21 protein-coding genes are annotated in these 25,042 nt (G+C 36.8%); 12 read left to right on the forward strand and 9 right to left on the reverse strand.

Features of this window, described 5'->3' with window-relative positions:
* The first annotated feature begins 186 nt into the window (after positions 1–186).
* Together EWM59_RS02935 and EWM59_RS02940 are read left to right on the forward strand one after the other, a co-directional pair.
* The gene (locus EWM59_RS02935) at positions 187–570 is read left to right on the forward strand and encodes an START-like domain-containing protein (RefSeq protein WP_130019450.1); all 384 of its coding nucleotides are present in this window, start codon (positions 187–189) and stop codon (positions 568–570) included.
* A gap of 77 nt (positions 571–647) precedes the next feature.
* Positions 648–2,120 carry an LptF/LptG family permease gene (locus EWM59_RS02940; RefSeq protein WP_130019451.1) on the forward strand — a complete coding sequence of 491 codons (1,473 nt, stop codon included), beginning with the start codon at positions 648–650 and terminating at the stop codon, positions 2,118–2,120.
* 29 nt (positions 2,121–2,149) lie between these two features.
* Here EWM59_RS02940 and EWM59_RS02945 read toward each other — a convergent pair whose 3' ends face one another.
* Positions 2,150–2,791, reverse strand: a complete 642-nt coding sequence (locus EWM59_RS02945; RefSeq protein ID WP_130019452.1) for a deoxynucleoside kinase — start codon at positions 2,789–2,791, stop codon at positions 2,150–2,152.
* A 137-nt stretch (positions 2,792–2,928) separates the two neighbouring features.
* On the opposite strand from EWM59_RS02945, the gene trhO reads away from it, so the two are divergent.
* Together trhO and EWM59_RS02955 are read left to right on the forward strand one after the other, a co-directional pair.
* A complete protein-coding gene (gene trhO / locus EWM59_RS02950; protein WP_130019453.1) occupies positions 2,929–3,972 on the forward strand; it encodes an oxygen-dependent tRNA uridine(34) hydroxylase TrhO in 1,044 nt (347 codons plus the stop codon).
* Between the two features lie 94 nt (positions 3,973–4,066).
* Complete coding sequence (locus tag EWM59_RS02955) at positions 4,067–4,621, forward strand: YdeI/OmpD-associated family protein (RefSeq protein WP_130019454.1); 555 nt, start codon at positions 4,067–4,069, stop codon at positions 4,619–4,621.
* Here the strand turns inward: EWM59_RS02955 and EWM59_RS02960 are convergent.
* Entirely contained in the window at positions 4,616–5,125 is a 510-nt protein-coding gene (locus tag EWM59_RS02960) for a GNAT family N-acetyltransferase (protein WP_130019455.1), read from the reverse strand. The two genes, EWM59_RS02955 and EWM59_RS02960, sit on opposite strands and share 6 nt — an antisense overlap.
* Before the next feature lie 128 nt (positions 5,126–5,253).
* Here EWM59_RS02960 and surE point away from each other — a divergent pair, with 128 nt between their 5' ends.
* Entirely contained in the window at positions 5,254–6,021 is a 768-nt protein-coding gene (surE, locus tag EWM59_RS02965; protein WP_130019456.1) for a 5'/3'-nucleotidase SurE, read from the forward strand.
* 113 nt (positions 6,022–6,134) lie between these two features.
* On the forward strand, positions 6,135–7,697 hold the full coding sequence (locus EWM59_RS02970) for a GH3 family acyl-acid amido synthetase (RefSeq protein WP_130019457.1): 1,563 nt from the start codon (positions 6,135–6,137) through the stop codon (positions 7,695–7,697).
* A gap of 9 nt (positions 7,698–7,706) precedes the next feature.
* Here the strand turns inward: EWM59_RS02970 and EWM59_RS02975 are convergent, their stop codons facing one another.
* The 3 genes from EWM59_RS02975 to EWM59_RS02985 all read right to left on the reverse strand — a co-directional run bounded on the left by EWM59_RS02975 (position 7,707) and on the right by EWM59_RS02985 (position 14,408).
* Positions 7,707–9,236, reverse strand: a complete 1,530-nt coding sequence (locus tag EWM59_RS02975; protein ID WP_130019458.1) for a c-type cytochrome domain-containing protein — start codon at positions 9,234–9,236, stop codon at positions 7,707–7,709.
* A gap of 121 nt (positions 9,237–9,357) precedes the next feature.
* Complete coding sequence (locus EWM59_RS02980) at positions 9,358–11,124, reverse strand: RagB/SusD family nutrient uptake outer membrane protein (RefSeq protein WP_130019459.1); 1,767 nt, start codon at positions 11,122–11,124, stop codon at positions 9,358–9,360.
* Positions 11,125–11,153: 29 nt separating this feature from the next.
* On the reverse strand, positions 11,154–14,408 hold the full coding sequence (locus EWM59_RS02985; RefSeq protein WP_130019460.1) for a SusC/RagA family TonB-linked outer membrane protein: 3,255 nt from the start codon (positions 14,406–14,408) through the stop codon (positions 11,154–11,156).
* Between the two features lie 444 nt (positions 14,409–14,852).
* Here EWM59_RS02985 and EWM59_RS02990 point away from each other — a divergent pair, with 444 nt between their 5' ends.
* Together EWM59_RS02990 and EWM59_RS02995 are read left to right on the forward strand one after the other, a co-directional pair.
* Positions 14,853–15,410: an NUDIX domain-containing protein gene (locus tag EWM59_RS02990; protein ID WP_130019461.1), complete on the forward strand. Its 558-nt coding sequence runs from the start codon at positions 14,853–14,855 to the stop codon at positions 15,408–15,410.
* A gap of 29 nt (positions 15,411–15,439) precedes the next feature.
* Complete coding sequence (locus EWM59_RS02995) at positions 15,440–16,045, forward strand: LysE family translocator (RefSeq protein ID WP_130019462.1); 606 nt, start codon at positions 15,440–15,442, stop codon at positions 16,043–16,045.
* A 40-nt stretch (positions 16,046–16,085) separates the two neighbouring features.
* Here the strand turns inward: EWM59_RS02995 and EWM59_RS03000 are convergent, their stop codons facing one another.
* The 4 genes from EWM59_RS03000 to folE all read right to left on the reverse strand — a co-directional run bounded on the left by EWM59_RS03000 (position 16,086) and on the right by folE (position 19,644).
* The gene (locus tag EWM59_RS03000; RefSeq protein ID WP_130019463.1) at positions 16,086–17,021 is read right to left on the reverse strand and encodes an SPFH domain-containing protein; all 936 of its coding nucleotides are present in this window, start codon (positions 17,019–17,021) and stop codon (positions 16,086–16,088) included.
* 215 nt (positions 17,022–17,236) lie between these two features.
* Positions 17,237–17,650, reverse strand: a complete 414-nt coding sequence (locus tag EWM59_RS03005) for a nuclear transport factor 2 family protein (protein ID WP_130019464.1) — start codon at positions 17,648–17,650, stop codon at positions 17,237–17,239.
* 183 nt (positions 17,651–17,833) lie between these two features.
* Entirely contained in the window at positions 17,834–18,829 is a 996-nt protein-coding gene (locus EWM59_RS03010) for a c-type cytochrome (protein WP_130019465.1), read from the reverse strand.
* 134 nt (positions 18,830–18,963) lie between these two features.
* On the reverse strand, positions 18,964–19,644 hold the full coding sequence (folE, locus tag EWM59_RS03015; RefSeq protein WP_130019466.1) for a GTP cyclohydrolase I FolE: 681 nt from the start codon (positions 19,642–19,644) through the stop codon (positions 18,964–18,966).
* A gap of 130 nt (positions 19,645–19,774) precedes the next feature.
* On the opposite strand from folE, the gene EWM59_RS03020 reads away from it, so the two are divergent.
* The 4 genes from EWM59_RS03020 to EWM59_RS03035 all read left to right on the forward strand — a co-directional run bounded on the left by EWM59_RS03020 (position 19,775) and on the right by EWM59_RS03035 (position 25,042).
* Positions 19,775–21,115: a Gfo/Idh/MocA family protein gene (locus EWM59_RS03020; protein WP_130019467.1), complete on the forward strand. Its 1,341-nt coding sequence runs from the start codon at positions 19,775–19,777 to the stop codon at positions 21,113–21,115.
* 65 nt (positions 21,116–21,180) lie between these two features.
* A complete protein-coding gene (locus EWM59_RS03025) occupies positions 21,181–22,401 on the forward strand; it encodes a sugar MFS transporter (RefSeq protein WP_130019468.1) in 1,221 nt (406 codons plus the stop codon).
* A gap of 72 nt (positions 22,402–22,473) precedes the next feature.
* The gene (locus EWM59_RS03030) at positions 22,474–23,652 is read left to right on the forward strand and encodes a thiolase family protein (RefSeq protein ID WP_130019469.1); all 1,179 of its coding nucleotides are present in this window, start codon (positions 22,474–22,476) and stop codon (positions 23,650–23,652) included.
* Positions 23,653–23,674: 22 nt separating this feature from the next.
* A complete protein-coding gene (locus EWM59_RS03035) occupies positions 23,675–25,042 on the forward strand; it encodes a galactokinase (protein ID WP_130019470.1) in 1,368 nt (455 codons plus the stop codon).

A 25,042-nucleotide genomic window follows, 5' to 3' on the forward strand; every position in this document is an offset into this window, starting at 1 on the left:
ATATAAAAAATGTGGTGTGTTGCCCTCATCTTTAATATTATGTTGCAAAATTAGGGAAAGTTTTCATACATTGCAAAAAATAAAATTCAACAAAATGAATTTTAAGAAAAAATCATATAAATTCTTGGAAAAATCAATCATTCATGCTAAATAGAATCGGGTATGAATGATTAACAAAATTTTGATATGGGAAAATTTAAGTTTACACGGGAGTACGAATTTAGGGCATCACCTAAAGTCTTATATCAATACATCAGCACTCCTTCAGGGTTGCAACAATGGTTTGCATCGAAGGTAAAATATGTGAATGACGGGAATTTTGATTTTGTATGGGATAACGAAAGCCACCCGGCACGTCTTACCTCTCAGAGATTGAATAAAGCTACCAAGTTCGATTTTTTGAATGATGAGCAAAGGGGTAACTATGTAGAATTCAAATTAGAACAAAGTGAACTCACGAATGCCACTTTTTTTAAGATAATTGACTATTCTGACATCAGTGATGCTTCTGAATTAGAAGACTTGTGGGACGGAATGATTGATAAATTACGGGAGATAGTTGGTGGCTAATTTGTTAAATATGCTTAATAGGCTTGCGCAAACAAAATTCATTTAAGAATTTTGTGCCGCAATCATTTATGTCTTTAATGAAGAAAATTGATTTTTTGGTTATAAAGTCCTTCATCGGACCGTTTATATTAACTACCTGTGTGGTAGTTTTTATTTTTTTAATGCGTTTCCTGATGCTTTATTTTAACGATTTCGTAGGTAAAGATTTAGGTTATGATATTTTTGCCAAGCTTTTTGTTTATTTTTCTCTCATTACCGTACCAATTTCTCTTCCATTAGCTACCCTTCTTGCTTCCTTAATGTGTTTTGGCAATTTGGGCGAACATTCAGAACTCACAGCCATCAAGGCTTCGGGTATTCCTATTTCAAGGGTTCTTTTACCTACCTTAATTTTTGCTTTGGGGGTCAGCATTTTCTCTTTTTGGTTCAATAATAAGGTAAGTCCCTGGGCAAATCTGAAAGGATATAGTTTGCTATATGATGTAAAAACAACTAAGGTAACACTCAATATTAAAGATGGCATTTTTTATGGTGAATTGCCCGGATACAAAATTAAAGTATTAAAAAAATATCCTGATGGAAAAACCCTTAAAGGTGTAACTATTTATAATCATACCACCAACGAAGGTAATATTAATGTAACATTGGCCGACTCTGGTAAAATGTATACGATGATGGATAATAATTATCTGGTTTTCGAACTCTATAATGGTATCAATTACATGGATTACAGAAACAATCCGGGTGGAAATTATAATGAAACTCAGTTTGTAAAAAATTCTTTTAAAAAGAACAGACTTGTTTTTGCCCTTGAATCATTTGGCATGAAAAGAACTGACGAATCGCAGTTTAAATATCATGAATACATGAAAGATGTTTCAGACCTTTCAAAGCAGGTAGATTCAATTCATAAAGAAATTGCCATGTCCAAGAAGGTTCAACTGGGTTCAATGGATCAATTTTATAACCATCATCTAAAAAAAATCATTAAAGATACTTCAAGTAAAAGGATAATATTACCGGGAAAGTGGGTAGATAAACGAATGAACACCCTACATGAAGACTCGAAACTGATGGAATCATTTGAAACAGCTTTTCAACAGGCTAAAAGTGTTCAGGACCATTACAAAACAAATGTTGATATTCAGAAAAGCAAAATAAAAGATGCTAACAGGGCAGACGTAGAGCGCTGGCATAAATATACAATGGCATTTGCCTGTTTTGTTATGTTTCTCATTGGTTCATCGTTGGGGTCCATTATTAAAAAAGGTGGTTTTGGCATGCCTGTCTTACTTTCAATCACCTTTTTTATTTTGATGTATGTGCTGATGCAATTGGGAGATAAATATGCCAAAGAGAGTATCTGGTATGTAATCGTAGGGGTTTGGATGCCCGATACAGTTTTATTAGGCTTCGGTATTTATTTCTTATATAAAGCCACCAATGATGCCCGATTGTTTGATAGCGACATTTACGATGTTTATTTAGATAAATTTAAAGTTTTCCTGAATAAAAAATTCAAGAAAAAAAGCCAACTCGAAACCACTTAAAACCTGTTTATGGTTACTGAATAAGCAATCTAAAGAGGATTAATCTCTAACTGTGTGCCTACATTGATATTTTTATCTATCAAATCAACAATCGTTTGAAAATCCTCTTCATTCTCGGCATAATTCAGATTATTGACATCTATAATCAATAATTTCCCATGCGTGTAGAGGTTCACGAAATCCTCATACAAAACGTTTAATTTAAGCAAATAATCAGGGTCAATATTTCTTTCAAAATCACGGTTACGTTTACTTATCTGCCGTTGCAGTTTTGGCAAATCAGCTCTCAGATAAATCATTAATTCAGGGTGCGAAATAGCCTGCGTAATCGTATTGAACATACTTCTGTATGTCTGATAATCTGTTTCATTAAACTTGCCTGATTCGTATAAATTACGGGCAAAAATATAGGCATCTTCGTAAATCGAGCGATCCTGTATGATGGTTTTATCTTCTGCTAATTTTTTAATTTTCAAGACTTGTTCAAAGCGACTATTCAGAAAAAAAATCTGTAAGTGAAAAGCCCATTTCTCCATATCTTCATAAAACGGAGGCAGATAAGGATTACCTTCAACAGCTTCATATAGTACTTCCCATCCGTAATGCTCTGCTAATCTGGTTGCTAATGTCGTTTTTCCTGCACCTATATTTCCGGTAATCGCAATGTGCATCTAATGATAATTTAATTTTGATTGATTTTTTTTCAAAATAAACGCTAAAATGACTAAAATCATAGAACATCAAAAATAACTTTTGTAATTTTGCAGCGTTCAAATCAAGTCTGCGCCTTGAAATATTGGATTTTATTATGAAGACAGAAGAAAGAAAAACACAAATTACCTTACCGGAACAATCACAAAAAACTGAAACCGGAAAATATTCCGTATTACTCTATTATATATACTCACCTATCGAAAACGTGGTTGAGTACCGTGATATTCATCACCAATACTGTATAGACAATCATCTATTAGGTCGCATAATTATCGCCCCCGAAGGGCTTAATGGAACAGTATCAGGACTGATAGAAGACTGCGAAAAGTATATGGCCTGGGTAAAATCAGACCCACGTTTTGCAACAGTTGACTTTAAGGTTGAAAATTATCCTTCTCATACTTTTGCTAAATTGTATGTAAGAATAAAAAAGGAAATTGTCCATTCTGAATTACCCGTTAATCCCTTAGAGAGAACCGGAAAGCATTTAGAGCCAAAAGAATTCAAAGAAATTCTTCAGAATGACCCAGATGTGGTTTTAGTAGATATGCGGTCAAACTACGAGCACTCGGTTGGAAAATTTAAAGGAGCAATTACCTTTGATATGGAAAACCTGCGTGAGTTACCTGGCCACATGAATGAAATTGAGCATCTGAAAAACAAAAAAGTAATCACCTATTGTACCGGAGGAATTAAGTGCGAAAAGGCCAGTGCCTATTTATTGTCTCAGGGCTTTACAGATGTTTACCAGTTGCATGGTGGCATTATTAAATATGGTTTGGAAGAAAATGGTGAAAATTTTGATGGTAAATGCTATGTATTTGATAATCGCCTGACTACTGAAGTGAATAAGGTAAATCCGGAAGTAATTTCTAAATGCCATGTTTGCGGTACAATATGTGACAGAATGGTTAACTGTGCTAATTCTGACTGTAATGAGCATGTGCCAATCTGTGAAAAATGTGGTGAGGAATTAGAGGGTGCGTGTTCGGTGAGTTGTAAAGAAAACCCAAGAAAACGGGTCTATGACGGAACAGGATATTATTCCAAAACAACCGAAGGCTATAAACCTGAAATTGCTTTCAGAACACGTAAAAACACCAAAAATTTGCATATTGTTGAAAATCTTGGTTTATAACCCTTGACTTTTCAAAACTTTGCCTCAATTCAATTTATGATTAGATTGATTTGAGGTATTTTTGTATTTGATAAAACACCTGATAGTTAACTTTATGGAACCTAAATTTTTTACTCATCAATCTGATTTCCGCCAATGGTTAGAAGAAAATTATAAGAAAGAAAAAGAGATAGTGGTTGGCTATTATAAGGTTAATTCAGGTAAGCCGAGTCTTACCTGGTCGCAATCGGTTGATGAAGCCTTGTGCTTTGGATGGATTGATGGCATCAGAAGATCCATTGATGCTGATAGCTATTGTATCCGTTTTACTCCTCGTAAACCTACAAGTATCTGGAGTTCAGTAAATATCAAAAAGATGGAAGAAATGATTCCGAAAGGTTTGGTAAAGGAAGCAGGATTGCTGGCATATGAAAAAAGGAAAGATAATAAATCTAACATTTATGTATATGAGCAGGACGAATTGGCATTTACTCAGGCGATGGAACATAACTTTAAATCCCATTCTAAAGCATGGGATTTTTTTCAGAAACAACCGCCTTACTACAAAAAACAAATGACAGGATGGGTTATTAGTGCCAAACAGGAAACTACTCAATTAGCAAGATTAAAAAAACTAATAGAAGCAAGCGAAGATGGCAAAAGATTATAGTCTCTTTCGCATCACATAATCGTTCATAAAATATTCACCAATAGGTATATCCTCTTCTGCCATAACCTCAAAGCCCATTCTCTCATAAAATTGTTTGGCTTTATTATATCTATTCACATTCAAATCAAGCCACAACCCTCCTACTTGCTGCAATCGATTTTCAACTTCAACTAATAATTTCTTTCCTAATCCGCCTCCCTGAAATTCAGGATTCAAATAAAGTTTATTTAGTTTATAGATTTTTTCATCAGCATCTTTTATCGAATATGAGGCAAATGCAACCGGGGTATTTTCTTTATCTTTTTCGGTAATATGCTGTATAACAAATACCTGACCGCTATTCATCTGTTCACCTAAACCTTCGGGGCTGTAAATCAAGTCAAACATATATTGAGGCTGTTCCTTTCCTAATATTGGTTCATAGGTAGAAAACCATGTTTTTTGCGCAATTTCTCGAATAATTGAAATGTCGTCAATGGTTGCGTACCTATAGGTCAGATTCATGTAGTAAAGAATTTTCTTTGCAAATATAAACTCTGCTAACATAACATTTTGTTAATTTGCATAAAATTTCTAACCTTCTGTAAGCTAATTCCTGCATACTTGAACTTGGCATTCTTTAAAAACCAATTATGAAACCACTTATTTTAGTAACAAACGATGATGGTATAACCTCAAAAGGAATTTCTGTTTTAATTGAGGTAGTTAAAACTTTAGGAGATGTTTTTGTAGTGGCTCCTGACAGCCCCAATTCGGGTATGGGTCACGCAATTACAGTAGATAGTACAATTCATATAAAAAAGTCTAAAATTTTTAAAGACATAGAAGCTTATGAGTGTTCGGGCACACCTGCAGATTGTGTAAAATTAGCAAAACATCATTTTCTAAGAGGCAGAAAAATTGACCTCGTGGTGAGCGGTATTAATCACGGAATGAATGCTTCGGTTTCAGTTCTTTACTCAGGTACTATGTCGGCAGCAGTTGAGGCTTCCATTGAAGGAATTCCTGCTATAGGTTTTTCATTAAACGATTTTCGTTATGATGCTGATTTCAGGCATGTTAAACGGTACCTGAAGCGAATTGTCGAAAAATCTCTAAAAAATGGTGTTCCTCCTCATATCGCATTAAATGTAAACTTTCCGGCTAAATCAGATAAGCCAATAAAAGGAATAAAAATTTGTCGTCAGACCAACGGATATTGGCGAGAAGAATTTGATGCACGGACTGACTTATACGGAAGACCTTACTTCTGGATGGGTGGAGATTTCGTAAATCGTGAACCAGAGAGTGAGGATACAGATATTTGGGCAATGGAAAATAATTATGTGGCTATTGTTCCTGTTCAATATGACAGAACAGCATATCCAGAGATTAAATCCTTAAAAAAATGGAAATTATAAACAGGCATATATAGGATTTCCCGGAATTATTTAACAACTTTAGTTAATAATCTTTCAATATTTAGCTAAAGGTCGTGCTGTTTGCAATTCACCTACTAAAGATTTATTAATATATGGCAGTCTTAGGAAGTTTATTAAAAGGAGGTATAAAATTTACGAGTACATTACAAAAGATAAGAAGAGTTAAACCGCTGAAATGGCAGAAAAAAGCTTTTACAAAATTAATAGCCAAAGCAAGATATACTCAATTTGGTGAAAAGTATCATTTTGATGAAATATTAAGTACCGCTATTTTTGAAAAAGGCACGGAATTTTACAGCAAGTTTCAAGAATTAGTTCCTATTTACGACTATAATAAAATTTATGACGAATGGTGGTATAAGGCACGTAATGGCGAAAAAAATGTTTGTTGGCCTGGTCGTATAAAATACTTTGCTTTAAGTTCAGGCACTTCAGATGCCGCTTCGAAAGCAATTCCGGTTACCAAAGATATGATTAAGGCTATTCAAAGAACCAGTATTAATCAGATTATTTCTTTAGGTCATTATAATAAGTTACCCTCAAATATCTACGAGACTGGGTACCTGATGCTGGGTGGAAGTACAGCACTTAACGAGGTAGATTCGCACTATGAAGGAGATTTAAGTGGTATCACTACAGGAACATTACCTTTCTGGTTTCAGAATTTTTATAAACCTGGACAAAAGATAGCAGCCGAACGCAACTGGGGCAACAAGCTTGAAGAAATTACAGAAAATGCCAAAAACTGGGATATTGGTTTTTTAGCCGGTGTACCAGCATGGCATACCATTCTCCTTGAAAAAATCATCAAGCGTTATAATCTTAAAAATATTCATGAATTGTGGCCTAATCTAACAGCCTTTGCATGGGGCGGCGTTTCCTTGGAGCCTTATAAACAAGGTCTGGAAAGGTTGTTTGGCAAACCAGTTATTTATATTGAAACCTACATGGCCTCTGAAGGTTTTCTCGCTTACCAAGACCGACCTGATGGAAATTTAAGATTAGTACTTAATCAAGGCCTTTTTTTTGAATTTATTCCTTTCAATGAAAACAACTTTGATGAGGATGGAAATCTTGTTGCAAAACCTCAGACCCTGATGGTACATCAGGTAGAAGAAGACATTGATTATGCTCTATTGATTTCTACGTGCGCAGGAGCGTGGAGGTATCTGATTGGTGATACAGTAAAATTCACCAACAAAAACCGGGCAGAAATAAAAATTACAGGTAGAACCAAGCATTTTCTGAGTTTATGTGGAGAGCATCTATCGGTTGATAATATGAATAATGCGATTGAATTGGTTTCTAAAGATTTAGGTATTGATATTCGAGAATTTACTGTTTTAGGCATTAAACATCCCCCGTTATTTGCTCATCAATGGTATGTGGCAACCGATGATAAAGTTGATGAAAAGCAACTGTGCGAGCTAATAGATAAAAAGCTATTTGAACTCAACGATGATTATGCCGTTGAAAGAGGACACGCACTAAGGAATGTTTTCTTAAAAGTTCTGCCAACCAAGGCATTTTATGATTGGATGAAACATAAAGGTAAAGAAGGCGGACAACATAAATTCCCGAGGGTTCTCAAAGGAAAATTAGTTGATGAGTGGCAAGATTTTATTAAAAAGAATTATGAAAAGGTTGGGGTTTAACCCCAACCTTTATTTTTTCTTATAAACATCATCACTTACCTCGTTAGGCTTTGCTTTCAGAAATTCTGCTATTTGCTGCTCTGTCATTCCTAAATCTACTTTTAAATCAGGCAAATTTTTCTTTAACGCCTCTACACCTTTAGGGGTTACTTCGGTTTTCCACAAATACAGTTTTTTAAGATTTTTTAAAGAAGCAAGTTGCTTAATACCAGCATCTGAAACTTTTGTACCTATAAGGTTGAGGTATTCCAGATTAGTTAATTTGCCTAACTGATTTAACCCTTGGTCGGTAATCTTGGTTTGTTCCAGATGTAACCTTGTTAAATTAGTTAATTTTACTACCTCTGCTAAACCCTTATCTGTAATCTGGGTATCGCTCAACCTCAGCCAGAGTGTCTGGTCCTGTACTTTCGAAATTCCGGTTATCTGGTCGTCAGTAAGTTTTGAATTATTAATATAACTGATTTCTACAAAATTATTATTCTGCGCAAAGGGCAAAATCAAGGCTCCTGATTTTTTCAATTCTACTAATATATTATCATTTATAGGTGATGTAGAACCACTCAGAATTTTTTCTTCTATCACAAACTTATCCTGTTGAACTCCTTTAGTTTGTTGAGTATTAACAGAATCTCCAACTCCCAAACTTGCCAGTACAGGCTTAATTGCATCAGTAACTGTTACTTGAGAAACTTTCTTATCAAAAGGGACACCTTGTTCAATCCACCATTTCATTAAAGCCAATTCATTTTCAGTAATCTGAATTTTGCCTTTAGGTGGCATATGGTCATCATCTGATTCCGGCAAAAGTATCCTTTTGATAAACTCACTTCCCTCAACGTTATTAGCTTCAAAAATAGCACCATGCTTCCCTCCTTTTTTCAATAAATCTATTTCATCCATTCTCAACTCACCTTTCATTTTATTGGCATTGTGGCAGGATTCACACTTCTGTTTAAAAATAGGCCGGATAATATCCTGATAAACCATTGCTTCATTGATATTCTGAATTTTAGGCTTATCGGTTAAACTTTCTGATTCTTTTTCAGTTTTTTCGGGCATTCCCAACCAGGCTCTGAAAGGTTGTGGAGTGTTATCAGTGAGGTAAGTTTCACCATGCGTCAGGTTGCCTCCATGATGGCCTGCCACCATCATCAAAATCAAAGATAAAATCAGAGCAGGGGCATAAAGTATTTTATTAACCCCTATTCTTTCATTCAGATATGTGTTTTTAGCCAACCATGCTACCCAACAGAAAACTGCTAACCATATACCCTGTATTTTGTGTTCTTCAAGCATTTCATCGTTGTAGCCCCCTTCTAATGATAAAAAGTATCCTGCAACACAGGCAAAAGTAGCACTAATCGCAGAAATAAATAATAGCACTCTGATTGTCTCCTGGCTGATAGTTAAGCGGCCGATGATTTTTAAAAGTTCAAAAACGCCGACAACAATCAGGAAACCTATGGGTAAATGAACCAGAATTGGGTGGAAACGGCCAAAAAAAGAAGTCCACTCTGAAATGGCAAGGATAGACATTAAAAATGGATTTAAGGTTAATTTGTTAAGGTTGATTTTTCTCAAAGATACTAACAATCAGCATAAAATAAAATAGCCAAAGTCTATGACTTTGGCCATTTTAAAATATTGAGCTTATTTATTAATACCCTGGGTTTTGAACTAATACCGGTTTGCCATCTTTCTGGCTATTCAGAATTTCATCCTGAGGAAGCGGATAATAGTTATTTTTAGAAGTAAATACCTTACCAGCCATATAACCGCGCTTAACGAATGTTCTACCTGATGGTTCTTTTCCAGGAACGGCCTCTTCTTGGGCATATTTGTTTAATACTTTCTCTGCAATTCCCCAACGAACTAAATCGAAGAAACGATGACCTTCCATAGCAAATTCCAAACGAGACTCCATGTGAACCGCATTTCTTGCAAAATCAGCACCTTTTGAGGCAAAAGTTCCGGCAGGATAAAGCTCAATCTTGTAATTTACCGAAGCATCCTGAACACTTCCGGTTTTTGCACGGTTACGAATCATATTTACTAACTCTTCACCTCTTGCCAGATTGCCCAATTCTATTTCAGCTTCAGCTAACCACAAAATTACACTCGACAACTTAATGACTCTAAAGTTATTATTCGTACTGCGTTTATTAGTTGAATGGGTACTGCTACCTTCTTCAGCTAAATAGTACATCCATTTTTTACCAATGAACGGACCTGCATAAGTCTGGTCACGTACCCAGGTAGAACCCGGCATGCCACCCCAATCAAGGAAGTTAACCCCTCTGCGACCTACTGTCCAGTCTAAACGAGGATCAACAGGAATTGATTTGTCTAATGTAAAAGCAGTACCTGCAGTAATACCCTGATCGTTTGGTAAATCGACCTGGTTGTAAGTGTCTTGTGAACCATCTACTGCACTACCAATTAATGGCAAACCGTTTTCATCAGTTTTGAACGCATTTACGAGGTTATGAGAAGGTTGATAGAAACCACAACATCCTCTACCAGGTCCTGTTGATGCGTAAGGCCAGTTAAGATTATCTCCTACATTACCGTTGTCACCATTAGTACCATCATTGATTGAGAACTGTACTTCAAAGATAGATTCAGCATTATTATTGGTAACATTTCTATAGTTATCATGATAATTTGTCATCAATCTTTTACCTGAATTAGCAAGCACATCATCTAACAAAGCTTTTGCTGGTGCCCATTTCTTTTGAAAAATGTAAGCCTTTGCAAGATAGGCTTTTGCGGCCCATTGCGTTGCTCTTCCTTTTTGCGTTTGAGTTGCAGGAAGGTTCTTGGCTGCAAAATCAAAGTCAGCTTCAATTTTTGGCCAGATATTTTCGCTATTAGGAATCTTTGTAGAATTAGGGTCAGCGGCTACGTACACACTTTCGTCAATGTAAGGAACGTTATTCCACATTTTCTTACATTCAAAATGGTAGTGTGCTCTTAAAAAACGAGCTTCGGCAATTACCACATTCTTTTCTGCTTCAGTCATATCCTTAATTTCAGGGCTTTTTACAATTTGAATGACTTCGTTGCAACGCGCTACTCCATCATACATACCCCACCATTTTCCAAGGAAATAAGTATTATCTGCCAGCCAGTTATATTGCTCAATGAACGATTGTTCTGGTTGATCACCTGCATCAGTACCTTTAACAGCGTCATCGGATGCAACCCCGCCGAATACATAATTAGAAACAGTAGATGTACGGCCCGTATTACCAGAACCAACACCGTCAAGTAAAGAGTAGGCCCCTACTAAAAGAGCTGTAACCCCGTTTTTATTCTTGAGCTGATCTACCGAGGCACGCCCTTGTGGTTTTATATCGAAGAACTCATCAGAACAGGCAAAGTTTGTTCCGATTAAGAGCGCTATTATAATTAATTTTTTCATTCTCTTTTTTGCTGTTTTTTTTAATAATTTTAGAATCCTAAACGCAAACCAACTAAATATGATTTTGCAACAGGGTAAGCACCTTCATCAATACCCATATGAATATCCTGGTTATCATTACCAGATCTTCTCAAGTTAATATCAGGATCAAGACCAGTATATTTTGTCAAGGTAAACATGTTTTGTCCTTGAACATATACCTGAGCTGAACCTAAACCAATTTTCTTAATCCAACCTGTAGGAAGTGAATAAGTTAACTGAACGTTTTTCAAACGGAAGTATGATCCATCTTCAATAAAGTAAGTAGAAATTTGTTGGCTGGTTGCATCACCCGAGTTTAGGCGAGGAAGTTTAGCCACATCACCAGATTTTTTCCATGAATTGTATAACATTTCATGTGATCTGTTGCCCTGGAAAGTATTGAAGTCTGTCCAGTATCTAACATAATTGAAGATTTCGTTACCTTGAGAGCCTTGACCGAATAAAGTCAGATCCCAGTTTTTGTAGCCTAAACTAATATTAACACCATAAGTAAAATCAGGATGAGGATTACCGATGATAGTTCTGTCGGCAGCTGTAATTACACCATCACCGTTTACATCTCTGAATTTGAAAGTTCCTGCTCTTGTATAGGTACCAAATTTAGGAGCTGCTGCTGCTTCGGCATCATCTTTAATAACGCCATCAACAATATAACCATAATAGCTTGCAATCGGTAAACCTGCTTTGGTAGCCGAAATAGCCGGAAGACGTGTGGCAAAACCAAAGATAGTAGCATTTGGATCATTGTTAAGTTTAATAACTTTGTTTTTATAATGAGCAAAGTTAACACCTACTGTATATCTGAAATTACCCACTTTATCTCTGTAATTCAGACCTATATCAATACCTTTGTTTTGTACTTCACCAATGTTTGTGAAAGGAATAGTACCTGTTCCGGCTGTTCTTGGGATAGCAATCTGAGTCAACATATCAGATGTTATACGGTTATACAAATCAACAACTACTTCTAATTTGCTGTTGAATAATACCGCATCTAAACCAATATTAGTAGAAGTAGTAGTTTCCCATTTACCATTAGGATTACCAAATTGGACAAGGTCAAATCCTCCTACAATTGAACTACCGGTACCATTAATATCATAAGCATTTCTAATAGGGTCAGCCGCATAAAGTGTGTAAGCATTATACACGTTAGGAATTAACTGGTTACCTGTTTTACCCCAACCTAAACGAACTTTCATATCGTTCAAGAACTTCAAATCTTTCATGAAAGCATATTCAGATAGACGAACACCTACTGAGAACGCAGGGAAAATACCATATCTGTTGGCAGCAGAGAAACGAGAAGAACCATCACGACGAAGTGTAAAGTCAGCCAGATATATATCTTTATATGAATAGTTAACTTTACCGAATTGAGAGAACAAGGCACTGATGGTAGCACCACCACCTGAGTTATTTAAACCAGAAGCCGAGCCTGCATCAAGATAACGATACTCTAAATCATCAAATGCGAAACCAGCTCTATTTGCCTGAAAGCCGAAAGAATAAGTTGTAACGGCCTCAGTACCTACTAAAACATTCAGGTTATGTGCTCCAAATTCTTTGTTATAATTCAAAGTGTTAAACCAGGTAACTGATCTATCGAAGTTATTGATAACGTTTAAGCTGTTTGCAGCTCTTGCTTCAGCCGCCTCAATATCACGGTGGAAATATTCAGATCTGTTATACAGGTTGTATTCAAGACCCAAACTTGTTCTTGCTTTCAAACCAGGGATAATGTCTAATTCCCCAAATACGTTTCCAAATACGTGAACACCTTTTGTAATATTGTCTTTTTCACGATACAATCTTGCTAATGGGTTGGGTGCGTTTCCAAGGTTAACACCTTTACTTCCTGCAAAACCATTGTAAGGCGAGCTGTTAGTACCGCCTAATTCAGCAGGACCACCTGTGATGTCAAATACAGGAATGATTGGGTGAACACGAATGGCAAACATAATCGGGTTTGACTCATCGTTGTTAGTTATACCTTGTCTTTCATCGTATGAAACGGTTAAGTTTTCACCAAAAGTAAATTTACCTTTCTTAAATTCAGTATTTGCTCTTACTGAATATCTGTTATATTTCGTATAACGCAAGATACCGTCTTGTTTGAAGTAGTTGGCAGAAATGGCATATTTAGCATTGTTTGAACCACCTGTTGCACCAATCTGATAATTTGAAATCGGAGCCGGGTCAAAAATTACATCTTGCCAGTCAGTACCTTCTTTATTAGCTTTAGTAATGTTAAATGCTGTTTTACCAAGGTTAGGGTCAGCAATATCATTGGTGTAAGTATAGTTAGCAGGTAGAGTTCCGTACACGTTTGGATAAATATAGTCAGCAATGGTTTGTTCACCATTAGGGCCAAATTTATACTGAACCGAAGGAGAAGTAACCGAAGGGTTTTTTCCTGCACCTAAATCAGCCTGATAAAGATATTCTCCCAATTCTTTCGTATTTAACAAATCAAGCATTCTGCCGGGTCTTTGTGTACCTGTGTAAAAATCGAACGAGAAGCTCGGCTCACCAGGTTTACCTTTCTTGGTTGTAATGATAACCACCCCATTGGCAGCACGTGCACCGTAAATAGATGCAGCAGAAGCATCTTTCAACACCTGCATAGACTCAATGTCGTTAGGGTTAATCTGGTTCAGCGTCCCTTGTGTTGGCACACCATCAATTACATACAATGGGCTGTTGTTGTTAATAGAGCCGAATCCGCGGATACGCACCATTGTACCACCACCTGGCGAGTTATCGTTTCCAACAACTACCCCTGATGCTCTACCTTGCAGCATTTGTGTAACACTCGCAGTTGGTGTAGCCGTCAATTCTTTGGCACCTACAACTGTTACAGCTCCTGTAATGTCTTTTTTACGTTGTGAAGCGTAACCTGTTACAACCACCTCATTAAGCGATTTGGTGTCTGCATTTAAAGAAACATTAATTTCAGAACGATTACCAACTTCCTCTTCTCTCGTTTCATAACCAATTGACGAGAAAACGATTGTACCTCCATTTTGTGGAACATCTAATGAATAATTTCCATTAGCATCTGTTGCAGTACCTTTTGTACCACCTTTGATGAGGACAGTAACCCCGGGAAGGCCAATCTGAGCATCGGCATCAACAACTTTACCGGTTACTTTTCTTTGAGCGAAGGCAGCAGACCCGAGAATAAAGAATAGCAGAATCAGCGCTCTCGCCCTGATAGGAATAGAGTAGGATTGTTTCATTGAAAAATATAAAATTAGGTTAATAAAAACAGTGCAATAATATTGCGTTTCAAATATAAAATTTTGCTTTATCTATTTCTAATATTGAATGAAGATTTTAACAAGAAAATGCTAATCCTGAAGCAACAAAAAAATAGGGTTAAAAGGTTAAGTTTTGGCGCAACATTAAAAACTATTACAATAGTATTATATTAAGAGTAAATATAAAAATATGCACATCAACAAAAAGGCACAAAAATCTATGCAAACGTTTTAAATTGATGTAATTAACAAAAAAATTACATTAAAAATTTCTATTTTTACACATTGCAAATTTATTAAAAGGTACTGTATTTCTTAATCCGGGTAAACTCTTATCAGGAAAGTTTTTTTTAATAAATTGAATTTCTCCGGCAATTAGCTAATAATTTTTAACCTAAAGTAAATTGTTATAATTTCGCAACCATGAATGAGAATAATAATCCCTGGACAATCCTTGACTCTGAGGTAAAATACGAGAATAAATGGATAAAAGTATTTCATCAGAATGTGCTGAATCCGAATGGTGGAAAAGGGGTTTACGGCACGGTACATTTTAAAAATGTGGCCATTGGCATAGTACCCATTGATAACGATGGAAACACCTGGCTGGTTGGCCAATACAGATTTCCGATTGAAGAATACTCATGGGAAATACCTGAGGGAGGAAGTCCTGAAGGAGAAGACATATTGGAGACAGCTAAAAGGGAGCTTTTAGAAGAGACTGGGTTGATAGCTCAAAACTGGACAATGCTTTCAAAGCTTCATACCTCCAATTCAGTCTGCCGTGAGGTTTCCTATATTTTTTTGGCTGAAGACCTTACGCAAACAGATAGCCAACCCGAAGAAACTGAACAATTGCAAATCAGGAAAGTACCTATCCTTGAGGCCTATCAAATGGTTTTGGCGGATAAAATTACAGACTCTATCAGTGTGGCAGGAATTTTGAAAACCATGATAGTAAGATTCTCTAATCTATTGTAGGTCTTCTATTAAATTAACACAACACCAATATGCTTGAAGCAATTTCTTTAGGTTTTCTAACAGGTCTCGTATTAAGTTTTGGGTTTGGAAGTGTATTTTTTGCTTTAATTCAGAACAGCATTGACTATGGTTATATGGCTGGTGTAAAAATATCATTAGGGGTTATTTTTGGTGACCTTATTATGATTGTTATCGCCTTTTTAGGCACTTCTTTTTTACCGGATATTCCACATTTCGCTACATATTCCCGTGTTTTTGGCTCTCTCTTATTGGTAGGCTTAGGTGTTGCGCAATTCAGTAATTCCAAACCTCCCGGAAAAATTCAGGATTTTAAGTTGGCTCGTTTCTTTTATTTCTTCGGAAAGGGATTTCTGCTGAATGTCATTAATCCGGTAAATTTTATTTCGTGGATGGTAGTATCAGCTACACTTAAGGGATATAAATATGATATTTATGACGAAACTGCCTTTTTTCTTACTTGTATCATTATAATTTTTGTAATGGAATCAGCCTTCGCCATTTTTGCTGATAGAATCAAAAGCAGGATGAATAATTTGACTATTCAGCGAGTTAAGTATTTTTCTGGAATAGTTTTTATAGGAATAGGAATGAAATTAATCTATGATATTTTCTGAATGAAAACGGGAGCCTTGCCGGGCTCCCGTTTTCAAGTATCTATTTCTTTGCACTCAGCTTTTCATTCGCATCTCTTTGGTGCATGGCCATCATCTGTTTCATAGTTCTGTCCATTCCCTCAACCGAGCCATCCAGAAAAATAACGTTGCCTTTCCCCTCTTCTGCAAAATGTTTCAGCGATTCAGTCCACAACGAAAACAGAATTAAAGAAGAATCAAGATTGGCTTTTTCCATTTCTTTGGCGGCTACTGCCATACCTTTGGCAACTTCTTCTCTGAATTGAGCCAAACCTTGCCCTCTTAACCGGGAAGCCTCACGTTCAGCTTCAGCCTGAATCCGAATATAATTTCCCTCTGCCTCTGCGGCTTTGGTTTTTGTAATTAATAAAGCCTGCCCCTCATTTTCAGCAGCAGCCCTTGAATTACTTGAAGCTACCACTTTTGCCATTGAGCGAATGATTTCTTCGTCAAAAGTGATGTCATTGATTTGCAAGTCTATTAAATGATAGCCCCAGCCTAATAATATATGGTCAAGGTTTTCTTTTACATCCAAAACGATTTCTGTGCGTAAACTCAAAATTTCAGCCTGCCTTTTTGTTGCTACAAAACTACGGATAGAACCCTCAATCGAACGAACTAAAGCCTGCATAAAATTGGCCTGGTCTATAAATTTGAATGCCACATTTTTGATAGACTCTTCCTGTTGGTCGGTTACTGTATAGAGTAACATGGCTTTGAAGTACACGTTAGCCTGATCGTTAGTGATAGCCTGAAACTGAAGTTCAGCAGAACGGTTCTGAATAGAAATAGTACGGAAAACGTACTCAATAAAAGGAATCTTAAAATTAAGTCCCGGAGTCATTATACGTTGATATTTACCAAAAACTGTAATAACCGCAACATTTCCTTGTTGTACTATTACAACTGATAAATAAAGAACAATTATTACAATAACAATACCGATTATGGCATTCATACGATTGAAAGTTTTAGTTAAATAATGAGTCAAATGTAATTTGCTTGCCGAAACCTACAAACTTTTTTAGGGATATATGGCAATTTTCAAGAAAATATAAGTAGAAAATTTATTTGACGCATGTTCTTCAATCATTTAGACCTAACAAGTCTCCTGAAAAAGAAATCGGTTCAGTTAAATTTGTTGTATTAACCGAACCCATTATAACTTAAATATCAGAAGGCATAATAATAAAGTACCTTATCGTCTTTAAAAACAGCTACTCCAACATAGTCTTTTGTAAAATCAGGTTTACCAATTAATTTCCCTTCAAAACGTCCGGTTATCACTACTTTCTCGCCTAACTCTTTGAACTGCATATTTGTAAAATTATACACTTCAAAATTATTTCTATGCTCCATAAAAGCCATAGCGCCTTCTTTTCCCTTAAAAACGGTTTTAGATGATTCTGCCCCATCTGTATAAATACTTATAACCACGTTGCTATCACATATTTCTTCAAAAGCAGTAACATCTTTATTAATAGCAGCCGTAAATCCTTTTCTGGCTATTTCCGCTTTAGAATTTTTTGGAAACTTGGCAGCAATTGAAATAAGTACAAGTACAGCTATGGCAATAATTTTTTTCATGGCATTTAAAAACTTTGATTGTTCGGTTTGATACCACAAATCTATTCCGAATCAAAAAATCACAAAATAAGCGATTGACGGGTGGTTTTATCAATCTTACAAGTGGTTAATTTTGGTTGAAATACGGCAAATAAAAAGAGTAGCCTTTAGAGCTACTCTCAGGACTCCATTTGACTTTATCAGTTAAATTTTTGTTTCCGGCTTATAAACAAAGCGTTCAATCGGGTTCTTAATCGGTTTTATAGTTTTTAAAAACTCATAAATAGCTCCCAAATCTTTCTCTGTCATTCCGGCATACATTGTCCAGGGCATAATCGTATTAAATTCCCCTTTACCAACAGTATGTGCTTTATAAGTACTATCGCCATAAGTTTTAAAACGGGTAATGAATGATTCTTTTGTATAATTACCAATACCTGATTCTTTATCAGGAGTAATGTTGGCAGAAGTAACAATTCTACCACCACCTATATTAAATGACCAACCACCTGCGAAATCCATTCCTGCTACTTTATTCCCTTTATCATCTGGCTTGGTATGGCATTCATAACAACCTGCACTATAAACCAGATATTTGCCATACTCTACCTCATTATTTGAATCAGGGATTTTTTGATGCGCAGGAGCAGTCGGAATAGTATTCAAAATAAAATTCATCGGAAAATCAGCCTTTGGCTCGTCAGTTACATTTTCAATTGGTTTTAATGTCCGTAGAAAGGCAATTATTGAGTACACGTCTTCTTTATCCATTTTTCCATAGTAAGCATAAGGCATCACCGGAAAGATAGGCGTTCCGTCCTTTTTTACACCTGATGTAATCGCACGATAAATTTCACCATCCGACCAGTCTTTCAAATTAAATGGGGTAATGTTTCTGGCAATGAATCTACCCGGAAAACCAAAACTCTGGTCAAATACCTCACCACCTTTTCCGTCTGAACCTGCCACTAACGGTGCCGAAAAAAGATTGTAATCACGGGCACTATGACAGTCCATACACACCGTAACATGATAAGCAAGATACTTACCCCTTTCAACTCTTTCCGGCGTGGCCTCCACCTGGAGGTCTTCGGGAGCATCAATATTAGGTAAAGCAAATTTTACATAAGCTAAGGCAATTCCAATGGCAATCACAACAAACAGAAGTGTAAAGCCAAGAATACGGAGAGTTTTTTTCATGATTTTAAGGAGTGGTAAATAACTGGTAGTAAATAAGTTGTAACAGAGTGGCAAGCTAAAAAAAGTTTTTTGCTACACCAAATTATTAAACTATCTATTTATCGAGTGGTAATATTCCTTAAAATCTGATAAAATCAAAGGCTCAAAACTTTCAGAAATTCATTTTTTTTCTCTTCTTCCTTGAACACTCCTCCGTAATAAGCTGTTATAGTTGAACTTGTCTGGTCAGCTACCCCTCTTGAAGATACGCACTGATGGTCTGCGTCTATCATTACAGCCACATCTTCTGTCATCAAAGCAGCCTTTAAAGCAATGCCAATTTGCATAGTCATTCGCTCCTGTACCTGTGGACGGCGGGCATAATAATTAACAATCCGGTGTAGCTTCGATAATCCTATTACCTTACCACCTGAAATATACGCAATATGAGCTTTACCAATGATAGGCACAAAATGATGCTCACAGTTAGAGTAAAACTGAATATTTTTCTCTACCAGCATTTCATTGTAATTGTAGTCGTTGGTAAACAATGTCATGGTTGGCTTATTGTCAGGGTTCAGTCCTGCAAAAGTTTCCTTCACATACATCTTAGCTACCCTGTGCGGCGTACCTCTCAGGCTTTCGTCTAAAAGGTCGAGCCCCAAGATGTGCATTATCTCCCTGAAATGTACTTCAATTAATTCTATCTTGGTCTCATCATCCATATCAAAGGCATCTTCTCGCAGAGGCGTGTCAGGATTTGCAGAAAAATGAGCCTCCCCTACTTCCTCAATAGATAAATGCTTGTAATCAGGATTTTTATTTTTGTCAATCATCAATATTTGTGCTATGATTTATGTACAAAAATAAGCGATTGTGTTACGAATAAAATAATATTTATACACTAAACTTTTGAAATTGCGTAATTAGTCTATTTTTTTGCAAAAAATCTTTCTTAACCAAACTATGAAAAGACGCGACTTTATCTCTGCCAGCCTGGCCACGTCAAGCCTGCCATTTATCGTGAAAAAGAAACCTATAGAAGACAAAAAAGTGAGATTAGGATTTATAGGTGTTGGTTTAAGAGGTAGAACCCACCTTCAACAAGTCATGTATCGACCTGATGTTGAGGTTCCGGCTATTTGCGATATTGATAAAAATTCCATAGCAGAAGCCAATAAGATTTTCCAGAAATTCAATAAACCTGCTCCAGCCACTTACACCAAAGGAGAAAGAGATTTTGAGAACATGGTGAAACGAGATGATTTGGATGGGATAGTGATATCTACACCCTGGGAATGGCACGTGCCGATGGCGGTAGCCACTATGAAAGCTGGCAAATATGCAGGTGTTGAAGTGTCGGCCACTGTTACTTTACAGGAATCATGGGATTTGGTGGATACTTTTGAGCAAACAGGTTCACATTGCATGATATTGGAAAACGTTTGTTACAGACGCGATATTATGGCTGTTTTAAATATGGTCAGAAAAGGAATGTTTGGCGAAATGCTTTATGGACACTGTGGCTACGAACACGATTTGCGTTTTGTAAAACTGAATGACGGAAAGTCAGCCTATGGCAAAGGAGTAGAATTTGGTGAAAAAGGATTTAGCGAATCTCGTTGGAGAACTCAGCACTCCATAGATAGAAACGGAGATTTATATCCAACTCATGGGTTAGGCCCTGTAGCCCACTGGATGGATATTAATTATGGAAACCAGTTTTTGTATTTAACCTCAATGGCAACAAAAGCAAGAGGTATGCACAATTATATTGTTGCCAATGGTGGTGAAAACCACCCCAATGCCAAAGTAAAATTCAAATTGGGTGATATTGTAACGACAACCATTCAATGTGCCAATGGCGAAAATATTGTCATTATCCATGATACAAGCAGTCCTCGCCCTTACTCATTAGGTTTCAGAGCACAGGGAACTAAAGGGATTTGGATGAACGACGGCAACCAGATTTATATAGAAGGAACTTCTAAGAAACATGATACCTGGGAGCCTTTTGCTGAGTATCAGAAGGAGTACGATCATCCTTTATGGAAAAGGTTTGAACAAGATGCCGTAAATGCCGGACATGGGGGCATGGATTTTTTTGTAATCCGAGCCTTTATTGAATCTATCAAAAGAAAAGTTGCGCCACCCATTGATGTGTATGATGCAGCAGCCTGGAGTGCCATCAGTCCGCTTTCTGAATTATCCATTGCCAGAGGAAGTTCTTCTGTTGAAATACCTGACTTTACCAGAGGTAAATGGCGTACCAGAAAAAGAATGTTTGGCCTGAATGATGAGTATTAACATTAATTATAACCTGAACAAATTTATCTTACAAATCAGTTACCTGATTTCTTAACCCTATTCATATGGAACAAAATAATAAAAGCTATCTTGGCCCTCTTTTTCTGATTGGTATCCTGTTTTTTGTATTTGGTTTTGTTACCTGGGTAAACGGTACGCTTATCTCGTTTTTTAAGCAGGCATTCGGGCTAAGCAATACCAGTTCATATCTGGTTACATTTGCCTTTTTTATTTCTTATACAATTATGGCAATTCCTTCTTCTTATGTACTAAAGAAAGTAGGTTTCAAAAAAGGAATGTCTTTAGGTTTGGGAATAATGGCTATTGGTACGCTCATTTTTGTTCCTGCCGCAAAAGCAGAGTCTTATGCCTTATTTTTAGTGGGTTTGTTTACAATTGGTATTGGCTTAACACTTTTGCAAACAGCTTCTAACCCATACGCAACTATTCTCGGGCCAAGAGAAAGCGCAGCTCAAAGAATCAGTTTTATGGGTATTGCCAATAAAACCGCTGGTATTATCAGTCAGAAGGTTTTTGGAGGTATTTTGTTAGCTGGCGGAGCCGCTGCTGCCACAGCGGCCGACCACTTAGATAAAGTAGTAGTACCCTACCTGATTCTTACAGGTGTACTAATTATTCTTGCCGTTTTAATACAACTATCAAAAGGTTTACCCGAAGTAAGTGAAGAGCAGGAAGGTATCGACGAACGTGCATTCAGCAATAAGAAAAGCGTATTCGATTTCCCTAACCTGGTTTTAGGATTAATTACATTGTTTTGTTATGTAGGGGTTGAGGTAATTGCTGGAGACACCATTATTAGTTACGGTATTTCATTAGGTTTTCCTCAAGAAGAAGCAAGCCAGTTTGGTACTTATACTTTATGGCTGATGATGTTAGGATATGTTTTAGGTATTTTCCTGATTCCCAAATATGTTTCGCAACAAACCTGGTTAAAACTATCAGCCATTCTTGGCGTAATCGTAACTATTTTAGCCTTGTTTACTACCGGATTCACTTCGGTGATTTGTATTGCCATTTTAGGTTTGGCTAATGCTATTATGTGGCCTGCTATCTGGCCTTTAGCCATAGATGGTTTAGGTAAATTTACCAAAATTGCTTCAGCATGGCTGATTATGATGATTGCTGGTGGAGCTATTTTACCATTAGTGTATGGTGCTGTGGCAGATGCTATCCAAAGTCCGCAACAGGCTTATGCAGTTATGATTCCACTCTATTTGTTTATTTTATATTATGCCATGAGTGGCCACAAGAAAAAAAGCTGGTGAAATTAAGTTTACAGATATTTTGTTTAACTGTTACAGGGAATCCTGTAACAGTTTTATTTTAATTCACATCTAATGGAAAAGGCTTATATTATTTCTGCTGTTAGAACTCCAATCGGAAGCTTTGGGGGTTCATTATCATCTGTTTCTGCCCCTCAATTAGGCGCAACAGCCATTAAAGCAGCCATAAAAAAAGCGAATATTGACCCTGACACCATCGATGAATTGTTCTTCGGAAATGTTTGTCAGGCAAATATCGGGCAAGCACCTGCCAGACAGGCCGCTATATACGGAGGGCTGTCAGTCAGAACTAATACAACTACTGTCAATAAAGTATGTGCATCTGGTATGAAGTCTATTGTTTTTGGGAGCCAGTCAATCGAATTAGGTGAAAATCAGATGGTAGTTGCCGGAGGGATGGAAAATATGTCAATGATTCCATTTTATCTTGAAAAGGCCCGATATGGCTATGGATATGGCAATAGCGTTCTGATTGATGGTTTGGCTAAAGATGGCTTAACAGATGCCTATCAGCCGCAGGCGATGGGATGCTTTGGAGATTCTACCGCAGCTAAATATAATATCAGCCGCCAGGAACAGGATGAATATGCTATACAGTCATACAAGCGCTCGGCTGAGGCATGGGAGAAAGGGTATTTCGAAAACGAAGTAACTCCGGTTGACGTAATTGATAGAAAAGGGAATATTAAAGTAGTAAGTCAGGACGAAGAATATAAAAATGTAATTTTCGAAAAAATCCCTACTTTAAAACCTGTGTTCACAAAAGATGGTACAGTAACTGCCGCCAATGCGTCAACCATTAATGATGGGGCTGCGGCTTTGGTATTAACTTCTGCAGCAGTTGTACAATCACATGATTTAAAACCAGTAGCAAGGATAATTGCTTATGCTGATGCAGAACAAGAACCTGAATGGTTTACAACCTCTCCCATTTTTGCGGCTCGCAAAGCGCTTGAAAGAGCTGGTTTAACAATTTCTGATATTGACTTTTTTGAGGTAAACGAAGCGTTTTCAGTAGTCCCAATGGTATTCTGCAAAGAATTTGGATTATCTTACAAAAATGTAAATATTTTTGGTGGTGCTGTTTCAATTGGGCATCCTCTGGGTTGTTCTGGAGCAAGAATTGTTACCACACTTATCAATGTACTACACCAGAAAAATGGCAGATACGGTTTAGCCGCCATTTGTAATGGTGGTGGAGGCGCAAGCGCATTGATTATTGAGAAATTATAAATCATTATATCTTTTTTAAGAGATGCCTGCTAAAGCATCTCTTTTATTTTTGTGTGTTTCTATGGAAATTAACTCAAATAGCTCTTCAGTTTTACGAAACTTTTTTGGTGATAATCAGGCTTTAATTCAGGCAAACTCAACAGGTCGGCTGGATGTGATGGGAGGAATTGCAGATTATTCGGGCTCAATGGTTTTGCAGATGCCAATTAAAGAAAAGGCCACGGTAACTATTGGGCATAGAAGCTATAATCAATTGCATATCAAAAGCCTTGACGTTGATGGTAACAACGAATTATTTATAGATTTGGAAGACTTACCTAAAAGCTATAAAGAGGCTAACCAATACCTGAAACAATTAGAAGGGGGCGACTGGGGTTCTTATATTGTCGGTTGTTTTTTGGTTTTAATGAATGAAAAGCACTTAAAGCCGGGCGGACTTGATATTCTGTTAAAATCTGATGTACCTTTTGGTAAGGGTGTTTCATCTTCAGCCGCTATTGAAGTAGCTACTCTGAAGGCATTAGGAGAATTATTTTCTATTGAATTTTCAGGAACAGAATTGCCAGTTCTTGCACAAAAAGCTGAAAATCTGGTTGTGGGTGCTCCCTGCGGCTTGATGGATCAATTAGCTTCCTATTTTGGACAGAACAATTATCTATTACCTATTTTATGTCAGCCTGATAAGGTATTTTCAGCCATAAAAATACCGCCAAATTTACATTTTGTAGGAATTGACAGTGGGGTAAAACATGCCGTAAGTGGTGCATCTTATGGAGAAGTACGTACAGCAGCTTCTATGGGCTTTTCAATCATTGCTCAAAAACAAGGTGTAGCTAAACATGACCTGAAAAGTGTTCAAAATCATCTTTTACCCTATTCCGGCTATTTAAGCAATATTTCACCCTCTCAATATGAAACAAGATTTGTTAAAAGCCTTGATTCTATGTATGGAAAAGATTTTATTAGTAATTATGGAGTCGTAACTGACCCATTAGCTATTATTAAACCTGATACTTTTTACAATATTAAAGCAAGTACTCAACACCCGATTTATGAGAATCATCGGGTGAGAATTTTTACTGAAATGCTCAAAAGTCTTTCACCGGAAAATTATTACGAAATACTGCCATTAATGGGCGAATTAATGTATCAGTCGCATCAAAGTTATAATCAATGTGGGTTAGGCAATGAGTCAACAGATATGATAGTCGAAATGGCTCATGCCAAAGGAGTAAACTCGGGAGTTTACGGGGCAAAAATAACAGGTGGTGGCAGTGGAGGCACTGTTTGTTTAATGGTCTATGGCATGCATGGGCTTTTAGCAGCTAAGGACATAATGAATAACTATAAAAAACAGACAAATCAGCAAGCACTTGTATTTTTTCAATAA

It is taken from the genome of Emticicia agri (assembly GCF_004168285.1).
Classification (GTDB): domain Bacteria; phylum Bacteroidota; class Bacteroidia; order Cytophagales; family Spirosomataceae; genus Emticicia; species Emticicia agri.

Bases quoted from the DNA above. Each gene is read 5' to 3' on its own strand.
- EWM59_RS02935 (WP_130019450.1), top strand. From the start codon at position 187: ATGGGAAAATTTAAGTTTACACGGGAGTACGAATTTAGGGCATCACCT.
- EWM59_RS02940 (WP_130019451.1), top strand. From the start codon at position 648: ATGAAGAAAATTGATTTTTTGGTTATAAAGTCCTTCATCGGACCGTTT.
- EWM59_RS02945 (WP_130019452.1), bottom strand. From the start codon at position 2,791: ATGCACATTGCGATTACCGGAAATATAGGTGCAGGAAAAACGACATTA.
- trhO (WP_130019453.1), top strand. From the start codon at position 2,929: ATGAAGACAGAAGAAAGAAAAACACAAATTACCTTACCGGAACAATCA.
- EWM59_RS02955 (WP_130019454.1), top strand. From the start codon at position 4,067: ATGGAACCTAAATTTTTTACTCATCAATCTGATTTCCGCCAATGGTTA.
- EWM59_RS02960 (WP_130019455.1), bottom strand. From the start codon at position 5,125: ATGAATCTGACCTATAGGTACGCAACCATTGACGACATTTCAATTATT.
- surE (WP_130019456.1), top strand. From the start codon at position 5,254: ATGAAACCACTTATTTTAGTAACAAACGATGATGGTATAACCTCAAAA.
- EWM59_RS02970 (WP_130019457.1), top strand. From the start codon at position 6,135: ATGGCAGTCTTAGGAAGTTTATTAAAAGGAGGTATAAAATTTACGAGT.
- EWM59_RS02975 (WP_130019458.1), bottom strand. From the start codon at position 9,236: ATGTCTATCCTTGCCATTTCAGAGTGGACTTCTTTTTTTGGCCGTTTC.
- EWM59_RS02980 (WP_130019459.1), bottom strand. From the start codon at position 11,124: ATGAAAAAATTAATTATAATAGCGCTCTTAATCGGAACAAACTTTGCC.
- EWM59_RS02985 (WP_130019460.1), bottom strand. From the start codon at position 14,408: ATGAAACAATCCTACTCTATTCCTATCAGGGCGAGAGCGCTGATTCTG.
- EWM59_RS02990 (WP_130019461.1), top strand. From the start codon at position 14,853: ATGAATGAGAATAATAATCCCTGGACAATCCTTGACTCTGAGGTAAAA.
- EWM59_RS02995 (WP_130019462.1), top strand. From the start codon at position 15,440: ATGCTTGAAGCAATTTCTTTAGGTTTTCTAACAGGTCTCGTATTAAGT.
- EWM59_RS03000 (WP_130019463.1), bottom strand. From the start codon at position 17,021: ATGAATGCCATAATCGGTATTGTTATTGTAATAATTGTTCTTTATTTA.
- EWM59_RS03005 (WP_130019464.1), bottom strand. From the start codon at position 17,650: ATGAAAAAAATTATTGCCATAGCTGTACTTGTACTTATTTCAATTGCT.
- EWM59_RS03010 (WP_130019465.1), bottom strand. From the start codon at position 18,829: ATGAAAAAAACTCTCCGTATTCTTGGCTTTACACTTCTGTTTGTTGTG.
- folE (WP_130019466.1), bottom strand. From the start codon at position 19,644: ATGATTGACAAAAATAAAAATCCTGATTACAAGCATTTATCTATTGAG.
- EWM59_RS03020 (WP_130019467.1), top strand. From the start codon at position 19,775: ATGAAAAGACGCGACTTTATCTCTGCCAGCCTGGCCACGTCAAGCCTG.
- EWM59_RS03025 (WP_130019468.1), top strand. From the start codon at position 21,181: ATGGAACAAAATAATAAAAGCTATCTTGGCCCTCTTTTTCTGATTGGT.
- EWM59_RS03030 (WP_130019469.1), top strand. From the start codon at position 22,474: ATGGAAAAGGCTTATATTATTTCTGCTGTTAGAACTCCAATCGGAAGC.
- EWM59_RS03035 (WP_130019470.1), top strand. From the start codon at position 23,675: ATGCCTGCTAAAGCATCTCTTTTATTTTTGTGTGTTTCTATGGAAATT.